At 56.2% G+C, this 13252-nt stretch carries 16 protein-coding genes; 8 read left to right on the top strand and 8 right to left on the bottom strand.

The window, feature by feature from the left end:
* Nucleotides 1-19 precede the first annotated feature (19 nt).
* From KHU29_RS08635 to KHU29_RS08645, 3 genes are all read left to right on the top strand, one after another.
* Nucleotides 20-487: an Lrp/AsnC family transcriptional regulator gene (locus KHU29_RS08635; protein ID WP_014008110.1), complete on the top strand. Its 468-nt coding sequence runs from the start codon at nt 20-22 to the stop codon at nt 485-487.
* 118 nt (nt 488-605) lie between these two features.
* Nucleotides 606-1238 (top strand): cysteine hydrolase family protein, encoded by a 633-nt coding sequence (locus tag KHU29_RS08640; protein WP_211452405.1) that lies wholly within the window; start codon nt 606-608, stop codon nt 1236-1238.
* Nucleotides 1239-1281: 43 nt separating this feature from the next.
* On the top strand, nt 1282-1692 hold the full coding sequence (locus KHU29_RS08645; RefSeq protein ID WP_211452406.1) for a tautomerase family protein: 411 nt from the start codon (nt 1282-1284) through the stop codon (nt 1690-1692).
* On the opposite strand, the gene KHU29_RS08650 is transcribed toward KHU29_RS08645, so the two are convergent.
* Nucleotides 1689-2000, bottom strand: a complete 312-nt coding sequence (locus KHU29_RS08650; protein WP_211452407.1) for a 2Fe-2S iron-sulfur cluster-binding protein — start codon at nt 1998-2000, stop codon at nt 1689-1691. The two genes, KHU29_RS08645 and KHU29_RS08650, sit on opposite strands and share 4 nt — an antisense overlap.
* A gap of 139 nt (nt 2001-2139) precedes the next feature.
* Here KHU29_RS08650 and KHU29_RS08655 point away from each other — a divergent pair, with 139 nt between their 5' ends.
* Nucleotides 2140-2298 (top strand): DUF3096 domain-containing protein, encoded by a 159-nt coding sequence (locus KHU29_RS08655; protein ID WP_092395435.1) that lies wholly within the window; start codon nt 2140-2142, stop codon nt 2296-2298.
* 15 nt (nt 2299-2313) lie between these two features.
* Here the strand turns inward: KHU29_RS08655 and KHU29_RS08660 are convergent, their stop codons facing one another.
* Both KHU29_RS08660 and KHU29_RS08665 read right to left on the bottom strand, forming a co-directional pair.
* Nucleotides 2314-3216, bottom strand: coding sequence for a LysR family transcriptional regulator (locus tag KHU29_RS08660; protein ID WP_211452408.1), 903 nt, complete (start codon nt 3214-3216; stop codon nt 2314-2316).
* A gap of 47 nt (nt 3217-3263) precedes the next feature.
* Nucleotides 3264-4274: a BMP family ABC transporter substrate-binding protein gene (locus KHU29_RS08665; RefSeq protein WP_211452409.1), complete on the bottom strand. Its 1011-nt coding sequence runs from the start codon at nt 4272-4274 to the stop codon at nt 3264-3266.
* 328 nt (nt 4275-4602) lie between these two features.
* On the opposite strand from KHU29_RS08665, the gene KHU29_RS08670 reads away from it, so the two are divergent.
* Nucleotides 4603-5373, top strand: coding sequence for a class II glutamine amidotransferase (locus tag KHU29_RS08670; protein WP_211452410.1), 771 nt, complete (start codon nt 4603-4605; stop codon nt 5371-5373).
* Between the two features lie 15 nt (nt 5374-5388).
* On the opposite strand, the gene KHU29_RS08675 is transcribed toward KHU29_RS08670, so the two are convergent.
* Nucleotides 5389-6156: an exodeoxyribonuclease III gene (locus KHU29_RS08675; protein ID WP_211452411.1), complete on the bottom strand. Its 768-nt coding sequence runs from the start codon at nt 6154-6156 to the stop codon at nt 5389-5391.
* A 251-nt stretch (nt 6157-6407) separates the two neighbouring features.
* Between KHU29_RS08675 and pyrE the strand changes: the two genes are divergently transcribed.
* Both pyrE and KHU29_RS08685 read left to right on the top strand, forming a co-directional pair.
* Nucleotides 6408-7073: an orotate phosphoribosyltransferase gene (gene pyrE / locus KHU29_RS08680; RefSeq protein ID WP_061945005.1), complete on the top strand. Its 666-nt coding sequence runs from the start codon at nt 6408-6410 to the stop codon at nt 7071-7073.
* Between the two features lie 106 nt (nt 7074-7179).
* Complete coding sequence (locus KHU29_RS08685) at nt 7180-7824, top strand: DUF4124 domain-containing protein (RefSeq protein WP_211452412.1); 645 nt, start codon at nt 7180-7182, stop codon at nt 7822-7824.
* A 65-nt stretch (nt 7825-7889) separates the two neighbouring features.
* Here the strand turns inward: KHU29_RS08685 and gatB are convergent, their stop codons facing one another.
* The 4 genes from gatB to gatC form a co-directional block, all read right to left on the bottom strand.
* Nucleotides 7890-9344, bottom strand: a complete 1455-nt coding sequence (gene gatB, locus KHU29_RS08690; RefSeq protein ID WP_211452413.1) for an Asp-tRNA(Asn)/Glu-tRNA(Gln) amidotransferase subunit GatB — start codon at nt 9342-9344, stop codon at nt 7890-7892.
* Nucleotides 9345-9422: 78 nt separating this feature from the next.
* Entirely contained in the window at nt 9423-9953 is a 531-nt protein-coding gene (locus tag KHU29_RS08695; protein WP_211452414.1) for a hypothetical protein, read from the bottom strand.
* A 12-nt stretch (nt 9954-9965) separates the two neighbouring features.
* Nucleotides 9966-11432, bottom strand: a complete 1467-nt coding sequence (gene gatA / locus KHU29_RS08700) for an Asp-tRNA(Asn)/Glu-tRNA(Gln) amidotransferase subunit GatA (RefSeq protein WP_211452415.1) — start codon at nt 11430-11432, stop codon at nt 9966-9968.
* Nucleotides 11433-11538: 106 nt separating this feature from the next.
* Nucleotides 11539-11841: an Asp-tRNA(Asn)/Glu-tRNA(Gln) amidotransferase subunit GatC gene (gatC, locus tag KHU29_RS08705; RefSeq protein WP_061541870.1), complete on the bottom strand. Its 303-nt coding sequence runs from the start codon at nt 11839-11841 to the stop codon at nt 11539-11541.
* Nucleotides 11842-12088: 247 nt separating this feature from the next.
* On the opposite strand from gatC, the gene KHU29_RS08710 reads away from it, so the two are divergent.
* Complete coding sequence (locus KHU29_RS08710) at nt 12089-13129, top strand: rod shape-determining protein (RefSeq protein WP_211452416.1); 1041 nt, start codon at nt 12089-12091, stop codon at nt 13127-13129.
* Nucleotides 13130-13252: the final 123 nt, after the last annotated feature.

The following is a 13252-nucleotide window of genomic DNA, read 5'->3' on the forward strand; positions in this document are numbered from 1 at the left end:
TGCATAGAAGGGGAATGCGATGGAAAAATTGGATCGTTACGACCGTATTTTGCTGCGGACCTTGCAAGCTAACGGGCGTGCTTCGAATGTGGAGCTGTCCGAGCAAGTCAATTTGTCGCCGCCGCAGTGCTATCGGCGGGTGCAGCGGCTGGAGAAAGACGGCATCATCCGCGGCTATGCGGCGCAAGTGGAACCGGCTGCCATTGGGCTTGGCGTGGTTGCCTTCGTTAACCTGAACATTGCGCGTGAGCAGTTCAAACAGGTGCGCAAGCTGGAAAAAGCGATCCGCCTGTTTCCGGAAATCCTGGAGTGCTATACGATTTCCGGGGATTTCGATTATTTGCTGAAGGTGGCGGCTAGCGACCTGAAGTCGCTATCGGCGTTCCTGACCGATCGTTTGATGCAGGTGCCGGGAGTGGCCGGTGTGCGGTCGATGGTGTGCCTGGAAGAGATCAAGCCATCCAGCCCGTTGCCATTGGCGGACTAATCGCCTAAACCGTTATTTGTGCTAATCCAGCACAAATAATGTGCCGCCAGCCTGCTGTTCTCCACTTGGCTGCGGGCTTAACCTGTGTACTCCACCAGATCACAACAAGGAGCCTCACATGACCACCTCGGCTAGCAAACTGAACGGCAATCCAACCATTCGCACCATCGTCGGCGCTACCGCCAGCACCAGTCTCGATCCAAAGTCGACTGCCTTGTTGGTGATTGATATCCAAAACGAATATTTTGACGGCCAATTGCCGATTCCCGATGGCATGCTAGTGCTGCGTAACGCCAATCGCCTGATTTCGCTGGCCGATCGGCAAGGCATGCCGGTGTTTCATATTCAGCAATGGAGTCCGGCTGCGCGGCCGCTGTTCACGCAAGACACCGTGATGGCTGAAATCCATCCGGAAGTGCAGCGCGCTCCGCACCATTCGACCATCCGCAAGCTTTTCGCGAGCTCTTTTGCCGGCACCGATTTGCAACAGCAATTGCTGGCCAAAGACATCAAGACACTGATCATCAGCGGTTTGATGACCAACAATTGCGTCGCGGCTTCGGCCTTCGACGGTGCCGCCAACGGCTATAAAGTCGTCGTCGCCAGCGATGCCAGCGCCACCCGCGATATTGAAACCTGGGATGGCAGCGTGATCAATCACAAAGATCTGCATCGGGCGGTATTGACTGGATTATCCGATGCAGTCGCAGAAATCCGTACTACCAGCGCGATTCTCGAACTGGTGAATTGAGGTTTGTGTTCCTGATTAATCAACTTAACATGGAGTTCGCATCATGCCTATCCTTACCGTACTGCTGTCCACCACACCCGACACTACCGTTTCCGCCAAGGTCGCCAGCACTTTGTCGCGCCTGACCGCGGCGATCCTGCACAAGAAACCGGAACTGACGTCGATTGCGATTTCGCATGTCGATCCGGCGCACTGGTTTGTCGGCGGCCCGTCCCTGTCGGAGCAGAAAAAAACCAGTTTCTTCCTCGATATCCGGATCACCGATGAGACCAATACCGCTGACGAAAAGGCGGCTTATATCGATGCCGTGTACAAGGAAATCGGCGCATTGCTGGGTGATTTGCATCATGAAAGTTATGTCCATGTCCACGATGTGCGTGGCGCAGCTTATGGTTACGGCGGACTGACGCAAACGCATCGGGCGGTGGCGGCGCGCCTGCAAGCCACGCGTTAATCTGCGGCGGGGATTAGGCTGGCCCGAGGTTCTTCGATCACCAGGTCGGATTGCGGATAGGCGATGCAGGGCAGTATGTAGCCGTCCTTCTTTTCATCGCTGCTCAGGCCTGGCCACTCAATCTGATAGCGTATTTGCCCACTCAGCAGACGGCACATGCAGGTGCGGCATGTGCCGTTTCTGCACGAATTCGGCAAATTGACGGCTGCGTGCCGCGCAGCCTCAAGCAAAGGGACGGCGCCGGACGTAACAAACGTCGATCCCTTTGGTTCAATGCGAACGGTGAATTCGTCCGGCACAAGTGACATTCTGTAACCCTCTAAATTGCGGCTGATAAATCATCGTATGATGGCTGCGATCTTGTAAAATCCTCGACCTGAGCGCGGCAGCAACTGCCAGCGTGAAGCAGGCCGCGTGTGCCATTCTCCACCATAAAAAAATTTGCCTATGAATCTTCATCTTTCGCTTGTACCGGTGGTTTCCCTGCTTGCCGGCGTTTTGATCCTGGTCATGCCCAAACTCTTGAACTATATCGTCGCTTTCTATCTGATCGCGATCGGTTTGATTGGTTTGTTCGGCGGCGGCCATTTCCACCTGCACTTATAAAGCGAGTGCGAGTCGTCAATCCCAGCGCGGCGTGCTGTACCAGGCAGTCGCAAAGTCGACAAACGCCCTGACTTTCGGCGACAGGTGCCGGTTTTGCGGATAAATCGCATATAGATCACGCGGTTTCATCGTGTAACCGGGCAAGATTTGCAGCAGATCGCCGCGCCGCAAATCCTCATGCACGATGAAAGAGCTGGTAGCGGCGATGCCCAGGCCAGCCAATGCCGCCGAGCGTAAAGCGATGCCGGTGTTGGCTTGCAGATTGCCGCGCACGTTCACCGTGTGCTCGCTGCCATCGGCGGCGTAGAACTGGAATTCATTGGATTTTTGCGCCAGCGTATAAGTCAGGCAATTGTGCTGCGTCAGATCGCTCGGCTGCTGCGGTGCGTCGTGCCGTTGCAGATATGCCGGTGATGCCGCCAACAGTATCTCGCAGCGCGCCAGTCGTTTGGCAACCAGGGTCGAGTCGGGCAGAGCGCGGGTCAGGCGTAGTGCGACGTCGAAGCCTTCCTCGATCACATCGACCAGGCGGTCGTTGCAGACCAGGTCCACACTGAGTTGCGGATTGGCCAGGATGAATTGCGGCAGCCATTGCGCCAGCTCCAGCGTGCCGAACGCCATCGGCGCGTTAATCCGCAACATGCCGGAAGGGCGCGCCTGATGCGCCGACACGGCCTGGGCGGCGTCATCTATCTGATCGATTATCTGACGGCTGCGTTCGTAATATTCCTGGCCCGCTTCGGTCAGCGCAAAGCGGCGTGTGGTGCGATTCAGCAGTTGCGCACCCAGTTCCAGTTCCAGCTGGCGCACCTGGCGCGAGACGATGGTGTGCGACTGGTTGAGTTCTGCGGCGGCAGCGGTGAAGCTGCCGGTCTCGACTACGCGCCGGAATGCGCGCATCGCTGCCAGTTGATCCATGCCGCTCCACCCTGAATAAAACCACAACGCTATCAGAATCGCGGTATTTAATCCAATTTGAGCGCGCCGCTGACAATGGCCTTGTTAGCTTCGCGCAGTTTTAACACTACCGGCCGCTGGCGCAGGATCTCGCACTCCGAATAAGCCGCATCCAGACCCAGTGCGGTCAAGGACACGGCTCCTTCTTTCAAGCCGAAATCAAAACGTGGCTCGGTCGAGCCCGCAGTTGAACTGTTGACCAACAAACCTACTGCCATCACGATTGCCGTATCGGCATGCACTTCAACATTGTCGAGCACGCGTCCCGCAGCTTGTATGCATTGGTTGACACCGCTGCCGATCGCCTTGGCGCGCGACAGCGGCGTCAATGCCTTGAATACGCCGGAATTGCTGCCGGCGGCTGCGGCCCAGATGACGTCGACGCCATCGCCGAGCATGGTTTTGGTCAGCATCTCTGCACGCGACGGATCGTTGTAAGGTTGGGCACCTTCCACCCACATCGCTTCATGGATCGAGATACCGGGTTTGGCCGCGCGTGCGCCGGCCACGAAAGCCTCGCTGTTTTTCAGGCGCAAAGGGGTGTTAACGGCGCCGATCATGCCGATCTTGCCGGCGCTCGAAGCTAGTGCAGCCTGCATGCCGGCCAGATAACTGGCTTCGTTTTCGCGGAAAGTGATGCAAGTGATGTTGGGAGCGGCGTTGGGGATGCAGTGTTCCAGAATCAAAAAGCGGGTTTGCGGCGCCTGGCGCGCTGTGTTCTCCAGGATTTCCTTGAATTCAATACCTATCAGCACCACAATCTTGGCGCCTTGCTTGACCGCATTGTCCAGTTGCTGCTGGCGGCCGGCGCGGGTCGCCACGCTTTCCAGGGTGCTGGCTTGCATCCGGTATATTTTGGCAGCGTTATTGACGCCGCTAGTGCCTTGTTGCAGCAGTACATCGTCGTTGTTCGGCACCGGCCGCACGTAGATGATCTTGGGCAGGTCGGCGGCGCTGGTGATAGCGCTCACGCTTGCCAGCAGCAGCGCCAATGGCAGCAGCAAGAGCCACCAGCGCATGGGCGGCTTGTGATGTTTATGACATTCCAGTTTGCTAATAACGGGAGGTGCGTCCTCACAGGACGTATGGGGGGCCAGCGACATTGTCTCTTCCTCTTTATAAGGCGCCGAATCTGATGCCGGCACGCATTTGTTCTCACATATTGCTGGCAAAGCGGCTCCGGGCCATTTGAGCGGCGCTATACAAGGTATAGCGCCGAGGTGATATGCGGCGGCTTAACCGTTATATTTAACTTTTGATTAGCGCTGCTGCGTGATACCGTTATCAAGTTGCAATTTAAGCTGCAATTTGCATGCAGTTTTTATCTATTTCACTTGGTTCAGGAATATGTGTCAGTTACTTGGAATGAACTGCAATGTGCCGACCGACATTGTGTTCAGTTTTACCGGTTTTGCCACGCGCGGCGGCCAGACCGGTCATCATAGCGACGGTTGGGGTATCGCCTTCTTCGAAGGTAGCGGGGTGCGGCATTTTGTCGATTACCAGGCGGCGATTGCATCGCCGGTGGCGGAGCTGATCCGGCGCTGCCCGATCAAATCGAAAAACGTCATCGCGCATATCCGCAAAGCCACGCAAGGGCAGGTGGCGTTGCAGAATTGCCATCCGTTTGTGCGCGAATTATGGGGCCGCTACTGGGTGTTCGCCCACAACGGCGATCTCAAGGAATTTGCACCGCTCCTGAACGGGCCGTACCGGCCGGTAGGCAATACCGACAGCGAACTGGCGTTTTGCTATTTGTTGCAGCAGCTACGGCAGCGCTTCGGCGACACGCCACCGCCGCGGGCCGAGCTGACGCTTGCCTTGCGCGAACTGACACAGCAGATTGCCGCCCACGGTACCTTCAACATGATGTTGTCGGATGGCTCGGCCCTGTACACGCATTGCTCTACCAATCTGTATTACATCGTGCGCCAGTTTCCGTTTGCCGAGGCCCATCTGTCGGATGAAGATGTCAGCGTCGATTTCTCGCAGGTGACGACACCGCAGGACCGGGTGGCGGTAATTGTCACCGAACCGCTGACCACCAATGAGGTGTGGACCAGGTTTAACGAGGGCGAGCTGATCGTCTTTGTCGACGGCCAGCCGGTGTCGCTGTAGTACTTGCCCTTAGGCTCAGCTGTAGTCGATCGTCAGCGGTGCGTGGTCCGAGAAGCGCTCGTCCTTGTAAATTGCCACAGAATGCGCATTGGCCGCGATGCCAGGGGTCGTGATGTGATAATCGATGCGCCAACCGACGTTCTTGGCCCAGGCCTGGCCACGATTGCTCCACCAGGTGTATTGCTCATCGCGCTGGTCGACCACGCGGAAGGCGTCGACCAGGCCGACTTGTTCAAACAGATGGGTGAGCCAGGCGCGTTCTTCCGGCAGGAAGCCTGAATTCTTCTTGTTGCCCTTCCAGTTTTTCAGGTCGCGTTCCTGATGCGCGATATTCCAGTCACCGCAAATGACAACTTCGCGGCCGCTTTCCTTGAGTTGTTGCAGGTGCGGCAGGAATGCTTCCATGAAGCGGAATTTGGCAATTTGCCGTTCTTCGCTGGAAGATCCGGACGGGCAGTACAGCGAAATCACGGTCAGATCGCCAAAATCGCATTCGACATAACGCCCTTCGGCGTCGAATTCAGGATTGCCGAAACCGATCCTTACCGCGTTCGGCTTGCGCTTGCTGTAAAGACCGACGCCGGAATAGCCCTTTTTCTCAGCGTAATGGAAGTGTCCGACGTAACCCTCCGGCGCCAGGAATTCCGGCGTCATGTCGGTGGCTTGCGCCTTCAGCTCCTGGACGCAGACGAAATCGGCAGATTGTTTGGCCATCCATTCAAAGAAGCCTTTTCTGGCAGCTGAGCGGATACCGTTGAGATTGGCGGAAATGATTCTTGGCATGTTTGATCGATAAAAAAGGTATAAGGGGATGCCCAGTCAAGCGCTAAGGATAACCGAAGGGCGGTAGTCGTGTGCGACGGGCATCGACGGTGGCCGTCAAGGTGGCCGTTAACAATCCGGTCGCGGCCAGGCATGGTGTTTGCAGTTACTGCTGTGGAAGGGATGAACTCCATTTAAAATGGCGGTCTGGTGTCGCTATTGCACAGCAAAAAGCGACAAAATTTGTCAGCCTCAACCGTCTGGAGTGCATTTTGAACAATTTACGTCAACAATTTATTGAATTTGCGGTGAAGGCCGGAGTGCTGAAATTCGGCGAATTCGTAACCAAGGCCGGGCGTACCTCGCCGTATTTTTTCAATGCGGGCATGTTTAACGAGGGTGCCGCGCTGGGCCAGCTGGCGCAATTTTATGCACGCACCTTGATCGACTCGGGTTTGCAATTTGACATGTTGTTCGGGCCAGCCTACAAAGGCATCACGCTGGCATCGGCGACGGCGGTGGCGTTGGCGGCGCAAGGGCGCAATGTGCAATTTGCCTACAACCGCAAGGAAGCCAAGGATCACGGCGAGGGCGGCAACATCGTCGGCGGCCCGTTGAAGGGGCGGGTACTGATCATTGACGACGTGATTTCAGCCGGAACCTCGGTGCGCGAGTCGGTCGAGATGATACGCGCCGCCGGCGCCACGCCTTGTGCGGTGGTGATTGCGCTGGACCGGATGGAGCGGTCCGGCAAGGATGATGCACTGTCGGCTAATTCGGCAGTGGAAGAAGTGACGCAAGCGTACGGCATGCCGGTGATTTCGATCGGTAATCTGAACGACTTGCTGGAATATATTTCCGGCGCTGGCGCAGATGCCGAACTGAACCGTTATCAAGCCGCAGTGGCGGCTTACCGGGAGCGCTATGGCGTAGCGTGATTGCACCAGGAGCCTGATGGCTCCGACACGCGGCATAGCCAAATGATAGCCAGATCGCCAGAATGCTGGATGGCAACAAGCAAAGTGTCGACACGTGGATGACCGAATGAATCATATTGCTCTTACTCTGAAACGGGGTTTGTTTTTCAGCGCGGCAGGCTTGCTGCCGCTGTTCGCGTACGGCCAGATTTATACCTGCAAGGATGCTGCCGGGCATACGGTCACCGCCGACCATCCGATGCCGGAATGTGCTGATCGCAAAATCGTGGAGTTGAGCAAGGCGGGAGTGATAAAACGGGAAATCCCGGCACCGCTGACCGCCGAGCAAAAGCATCAGCAGCAAGCGTTGGAAGAAAAGCGCCGGGCCGAGACGGCAGCGGAAGAACAGCAGCGTCAGCAAGATCGCGCGTTGCTGTCTCGTTATCGTAGCGAAGCCGATATCGAGTCTTCGCGCCGTTATTATCTGTCGCTGTCGCAGGATTTGATCAAGCGCGACCAGGTCGGCATCGACGATGCGAAGTATCAATTAAAAGCCGCCTACACGGAGGCCGAGTTTTACAAGCACAGGAAAACTTTGCCGGCTTCGCTGCGCAACAAGATAGATGAAGCCAATCGCGACATGGCCTACAACCAGAAAAACATGGTGGACCATCAAGCCGAGCTGGGACGCATCAACGGCAAGTTCGACGAGACGGTGAAGCACTATCGGGAATTGGTGAGCGCCATGCCTGAGACCCAGGCAGCGCGTTAAGAATTTGTCAGGTGGTGGCAATGACAATTACAGTACGGCCGGCGTAAGCGCCGGCCGCATGCATTTTAAACAGTCAGTTTCTGCTTCAGCAGTTCAGTTAATTGCGCCGGATTGGCTTTGCCCTTGGTGGCTTTCATGGCTTGCCCGATCAGGGAATTAAAGGCCTTCTCCTTGCCGGCGCGGAATTCATCGACCGACTTGGCGTTTGCCGCCAGTACTTCATCGATGATCTTTTCCAGTGCGCCGCTATCGGAAATCTGCTTCAAGCCCTTGCTTTCGATAATCTCGTCGGCCAGGTTTTCCTGCGCGGATCCGGCTTCCCACATGGCGCCGAAGACTTCCTTGGCGATCTTGTTGGAAATTGTGCCATCCTCAATTCGTTGCAGTAATACCGCTAATTGTTTCGGGCTGACTGGCGCCTCGGAAATGTCGACATTTTCGCGATTCAACGCGGAAGACATATCGCCCATCAGCCAGTTAACCGCAGGTTTGGCTTGCGCGCCACTGGTGGTGACAGCTTCAAAATAGCCCGCCATCGCCTTCGATTGCGTCATCGCTGCAGCGTCATATGCCGACAAACTGAAATCGTGCACGAAACGTTCGCGCATCGCCTCTGGCAATTCCGGCATGGTGGCCCTGACGCGTTCAACCCATTCTGCGCTGATCGCTAGCGGCGGCAGGTCAGGATCGGGGAAGTAGCGATAATCTTGCGAATCTTCCTTGCTGCGCATCGAGCGGGTTTCTTTCTTGTCCGGGTCGTACAGGCGGGTTTCCTGCACGACAGTGCCGCCGTCTTCGATCAATTCAACCTGGCGGCGTATTTCATAGTTAATCGCCTCTTCCATGAAATTGAATGAATTGAGGTTCTTGATTTCGGTGCGGGTGCCGTAAGCGGCTTGCCCGACCGGCCGCACCGAAACGTTGGCGTCGCAACGGAAAGAGCCTTCTTGCATGTTGCCGTCGCAAATTCCCAGCCACATCACGAGAGAGTGCAAGGCTTTGGCGTAGGCGACGGCTTCGGCCGCGCTGCGCATATCCGGTTCGGTGACGATTTCCAACAGTGGCGTGCCGGCGCGGTTGAGATCGATGCCGGTCATGCCTTGATAATCTTCGTGCAGCGATTTGCCGGCGTCTTCTTCCAGATGGGCGCGCGTCAGTTGCACAGTCCTGAGTTCGCTCTTGCCGTCTTTTTCCAGGAAGAAGGAGACCTTGCCACCTTGTACCACCGGGATTTCAAACTGGCTGATCTGATAGCCTTTCGGCAGGTCGGGATAGAAATAATTCTTGCGCGCAAAAATCGACTGCGGCGCAATCGTTGCATTCACCGCCAGGCCGAACTGGATTGCGCGCTCGACTGCGCCACGGTTCAGCACCGGCAGCACGCCCGGCAGCGCCAGGTCGACCGGGCTGGCCTGGGTGTTGGGGGCCGCGCCAAACTGGGTCGACGAGCCGCTGAAAATTTTTGAGTTGGTCGAGAGTTGCGTATGCGTTTCCAGACCGATCACGACTTCCCACTGCATAATAATTTCCTTATTTCTGATTTGTTGGGGACAGAGTAATTCGGCGCACGGCGGCGCCTCTTAAACTCTTTCCCTCAATTAGCCTGGATAACTGCAGTCGCCGGTTTTCAAATCCACCGACAGCTCAGTAAAGTTTACTCTTGATCCGCATAGCGCGGGACAGCTGGGTATCACATGTAACTTGTCCCCATCGCGCCGCAAACGGATGCTGCAATTCATCCCGTGATTGAAAGAGTCGTAGCCGCGTTGATGACGTGCCGCGACTGGATCTTTCAAGGTGATACGCCAGTTGTCTGTCCGTCCGTCTTCCTGAAGTTCGGCTTGCAGTCCGTCGCCGGTATCGATGCTGCATTCGAAACCGTGGGTTGGCCGGTACTGCGCCGATTCCCAGCGCAGCGCCTCGATCTTGTCGCCATCCAGCTTGAATTCGCCGGTATCGCCATAAATTACTTTCTCACCGTCTTCGTCGCGCGTCAGCGAGCAGCCGAATTTGGTCTGCAATTGCTGTGCCTGGACTGCCGGCGCCATCAATGCAGCGCTCAAGGCCAGTAAGACCGGCAGCGTCAACTTGGAGCAACGAGCAGAGAAAAGGCGCAAGATCGATGGCATGGCGGTCACTTTTTAATCAGGGCTACGCAAATGCCAGTCAGTCACGCGCTGATACTGATGCGCGACGTTGAGTAGCTTGGCTTCGTCGTAATAATTACCGATGATTTGCAGTCCGACCGGACGCTTTGCGTTCTTCTCGCCCTGGCCGAAACCGCAAGGTATCGACATGCCCGGCAAGCCAGCCAGGCTGGTCGACAGCGTGTAGATATCCGCCAGGTAGTTGGCGACCGGATCATCCGCCTTGGCGCCAAGATCCCACGCCACGGTCGGCGATACCGGCCCCATGATGACGTCGCATTGGCGGTTCGGACCGGTCAGCGCATTCTGGAAATCCTGGGCAATCAGGCGCCGGATTTTTTGCGCCTGCAAATAGTAGGCATCGTAATAACCGTGCGACAACACATACGCGCCGACCAGAATCCGGCGCTTCACTTCTTCGCCGAATCCTTCCGCGCGCGACTTCTTGTACATGTCGGCCAGGTCTTTGTAATCGGCGGCGCGATGGCCGTAACGGACACCGTCGAAACGGCTCAGGTTGGACGATGCTTCGGCGGGCGCAATCACGTAATAGACCGGAATTGACAGCTCGGTTTTCGGCAGCGAAATATCGACCAGCGTAGCGCCCAGTTTTTCATATTCCTGCAGCGCTGCGCGCACGGCTTGTTCGACATCGGCTGACAGGCCACTACTGAAATATTCGCGCGGAATGCCGATGCGCAGACCCTTCAGGTCCTGGTTCAGGCTAGCGCTGAAATCTTCTTTCTTGCGTTCCAGGCTGGTCGAATCGCGCGGGTCGAAACCGGTCATGGCGTTCAACAGCAGCGCGCAATCTTCTGCGGTTTGCGCGATCGGGCCGGCCTGGTCCAGCGAGGAAGCGAAGGCGATCATGCCGTAGCGCGAAACGCTGCCGTAAGTCGGTTTGATGCCGGTGACGCCGCACAAGGAAGCCGGTTGACGGATGGAGCCGCCGGTGTCGGTGGCGGTGGCGGCTGGCGTCAGGCGTGCGGCTACAGCGGCAGCTGAACCGCCAGACGAACCGCCCGGAATTGCGGTTTTATCCCAAGGATTCTTGACCGGACCGAAATGCGAATTTTCATTCGACGAACCCATCGCGAATTCATCGCAATTCAATTTACCCAAGGTCACCATGCCGGCGTTATTGAAATGCTCCACCACGGTGGCGTCGAACGGGCTGGTGTAGTTTTCCAGCATTTTCGAACCGGCGGTAGCGCGCCATCCGCGCGTCACGAAAATATCCTTGTGGGCGATCGGCACGCCGGTCAGCGGTGTGCTGTCGTTTTGCGCCAGGCGCTGGTCGGCGGCGCGCGCCTGTTGCAGCGTCAATTCCTGGTCGACATGCAAAAATGCATTCAGATCGCTGTGTCCGATGCGCGCCAGATACAGTTGCGCCAGTTCCTCGGCCGAAATCTTCTTTTCGTGCAATAGCACCGACAGTTGCTTGAGAGTTTTGGTATGCATGAGAATTTCTTAAAATCTGCTGACTTGATTTGTTTGTTGGAGCAAATTGTCTTGGCAACGCGTGGGCAAAAACCTTGCCCACCCTATCTGTTGAAGACAGAATAATTTATTCGATTACCTTTGGTACCAGATACAAACCGTCTTCGGTAGCCGGTGCTACTTTTTGATAATCTTCGCGATGATTCGATTCGGTTACCACATCGTCGCGCAAGCGCAGCGACAAATCCTGCTGTAGCGCTGCAATCGGGTGGCTCAGCGGCTCGATGCCGGTGGTATCCACCGCCCGCATTTGCTCGACCAGCGAGAAAATACCGTTCAGTTTATCGAGCGTGGAAGCGGCCTGGTCTTCGGTGAGTTCGAGGCGTGCTAAATTGGCAATGCGCTTAACGTCGGAAAGGGCTAATGACATGATTTTCGATGGCGCACAAGGGCGCTGCTGCTGTTGTGGTTAAAAAAGAAACACTTTGCTTGCCGATGACTTCTCGGATTTTTGTAAAAAGCAAGCATTTTGAGCGCTATACGCCCTAATTTGAGTCAAATTATAAGGTAGAATGTTGCGTCCATGCGGCAGGTAATAGATCTTTACCATGCGCCGGATACTAGACACCCCCCTAAAAAACGTTTGAGCGCACCATTGTTGCGCATTGGAACAATTCATGTTTGGATTTTTACGCAGTTACTTTTCGAATGACCTGGCCATTGACCTGGGTACCGCGAATACGCTGATTTATGTACGCGATCAAGGTATCGTCCTGGATGAGCCCTCGGTTGTTGCGATTCGTCAGCAAGGCGGCCCTAACGGCAAGAAGACGATTCAAGCCGTCGGTAAGGAAGCAAAACAGATGCTGGGTAAAGTCCCTGGCAATATCGAAGCGATCCGGCCGATGAAAGACGGTGTGATTGCCGACTTTACCGTCACCGAGCAGATGCTCAAGCAATTCATCCGCATGGTGCACGACACCAAGCTGTTCAAGCCTTCGCCGCGCATCATCATCTGCGTGCCTTGCGGTTCGACCCAGGTTGAGCGCCGCGCGATTCGCGAATCCGCGCTGGGTGCAGGCGCATCCCAGGTGTTCCTGATCGAAGAACCGATGGCGGCAGCAATCGGCGCCGGTTTGCCGGTGTCGGACGCGACCGGCTCGATGGTGGTGGATATCGGCGGCGGCACTACCGAAGTCGGCATCATCTCGCTGGGCGGCATGGTCTACAAAGGTTCGGTCCGCGTCGGCGGCGATAAATTCGATGAAGCCATCGTCAATTACATCCGCCGCAACTACGGCATGCTGATCGGCGAACAGACCGCTGAAGCCATCAAGAAGGAAATCGGTTCCGCCTTCCCTGGTTCGGAAGTGCGCGAAATGGAAGTCAAGGGACGCAATCTGTCGGAAGGCATTCCGCGCTCGTTCACCATCTCCAGCAACGAAATCCTGGAAGCCCTGACCGACCCGCTCAACAACATCGTTTCCGCCGTCAAGAACGCGCTGGAACAGACGCCGCCGGAACTGGGCGCCGACATCGCCGAGAAGGGCATGATGCTGACCGGCGGCGCCTTGCTGCGCGACCTGGATCGTCTGCTGATGGAAGAAACCGGTTTGCCGGTGATCGTCGCCGAAGACCCGCTGACTTGCGTGGTGCGCGGCTCCGGCATGGCGCTGGAACGGATGGACAAGCTGGGTTCGATCTTTTCTTACGAGTAATCCAGGCTGATGCGACGCTTGCCCAACCTCTTCAGTTTGATCTTGAGGTCGGGTAGCGGCAACCGGGTCGGTGCATAAATGCATACGACCCTTTGTCATATCTACGGTATGAACACGAACAAG

The organism is Collimonas antrihumi, from assembly GCF_018304965.1.
In the GTDB taxonomy this organism is placed as follows: domain Bacteria; phylum Pseudomonadota; class Gammaproteobacteria; order Burkholderiales; family Burkholderiaceae_D; genus Collimonas; species Collimonas antrihumi.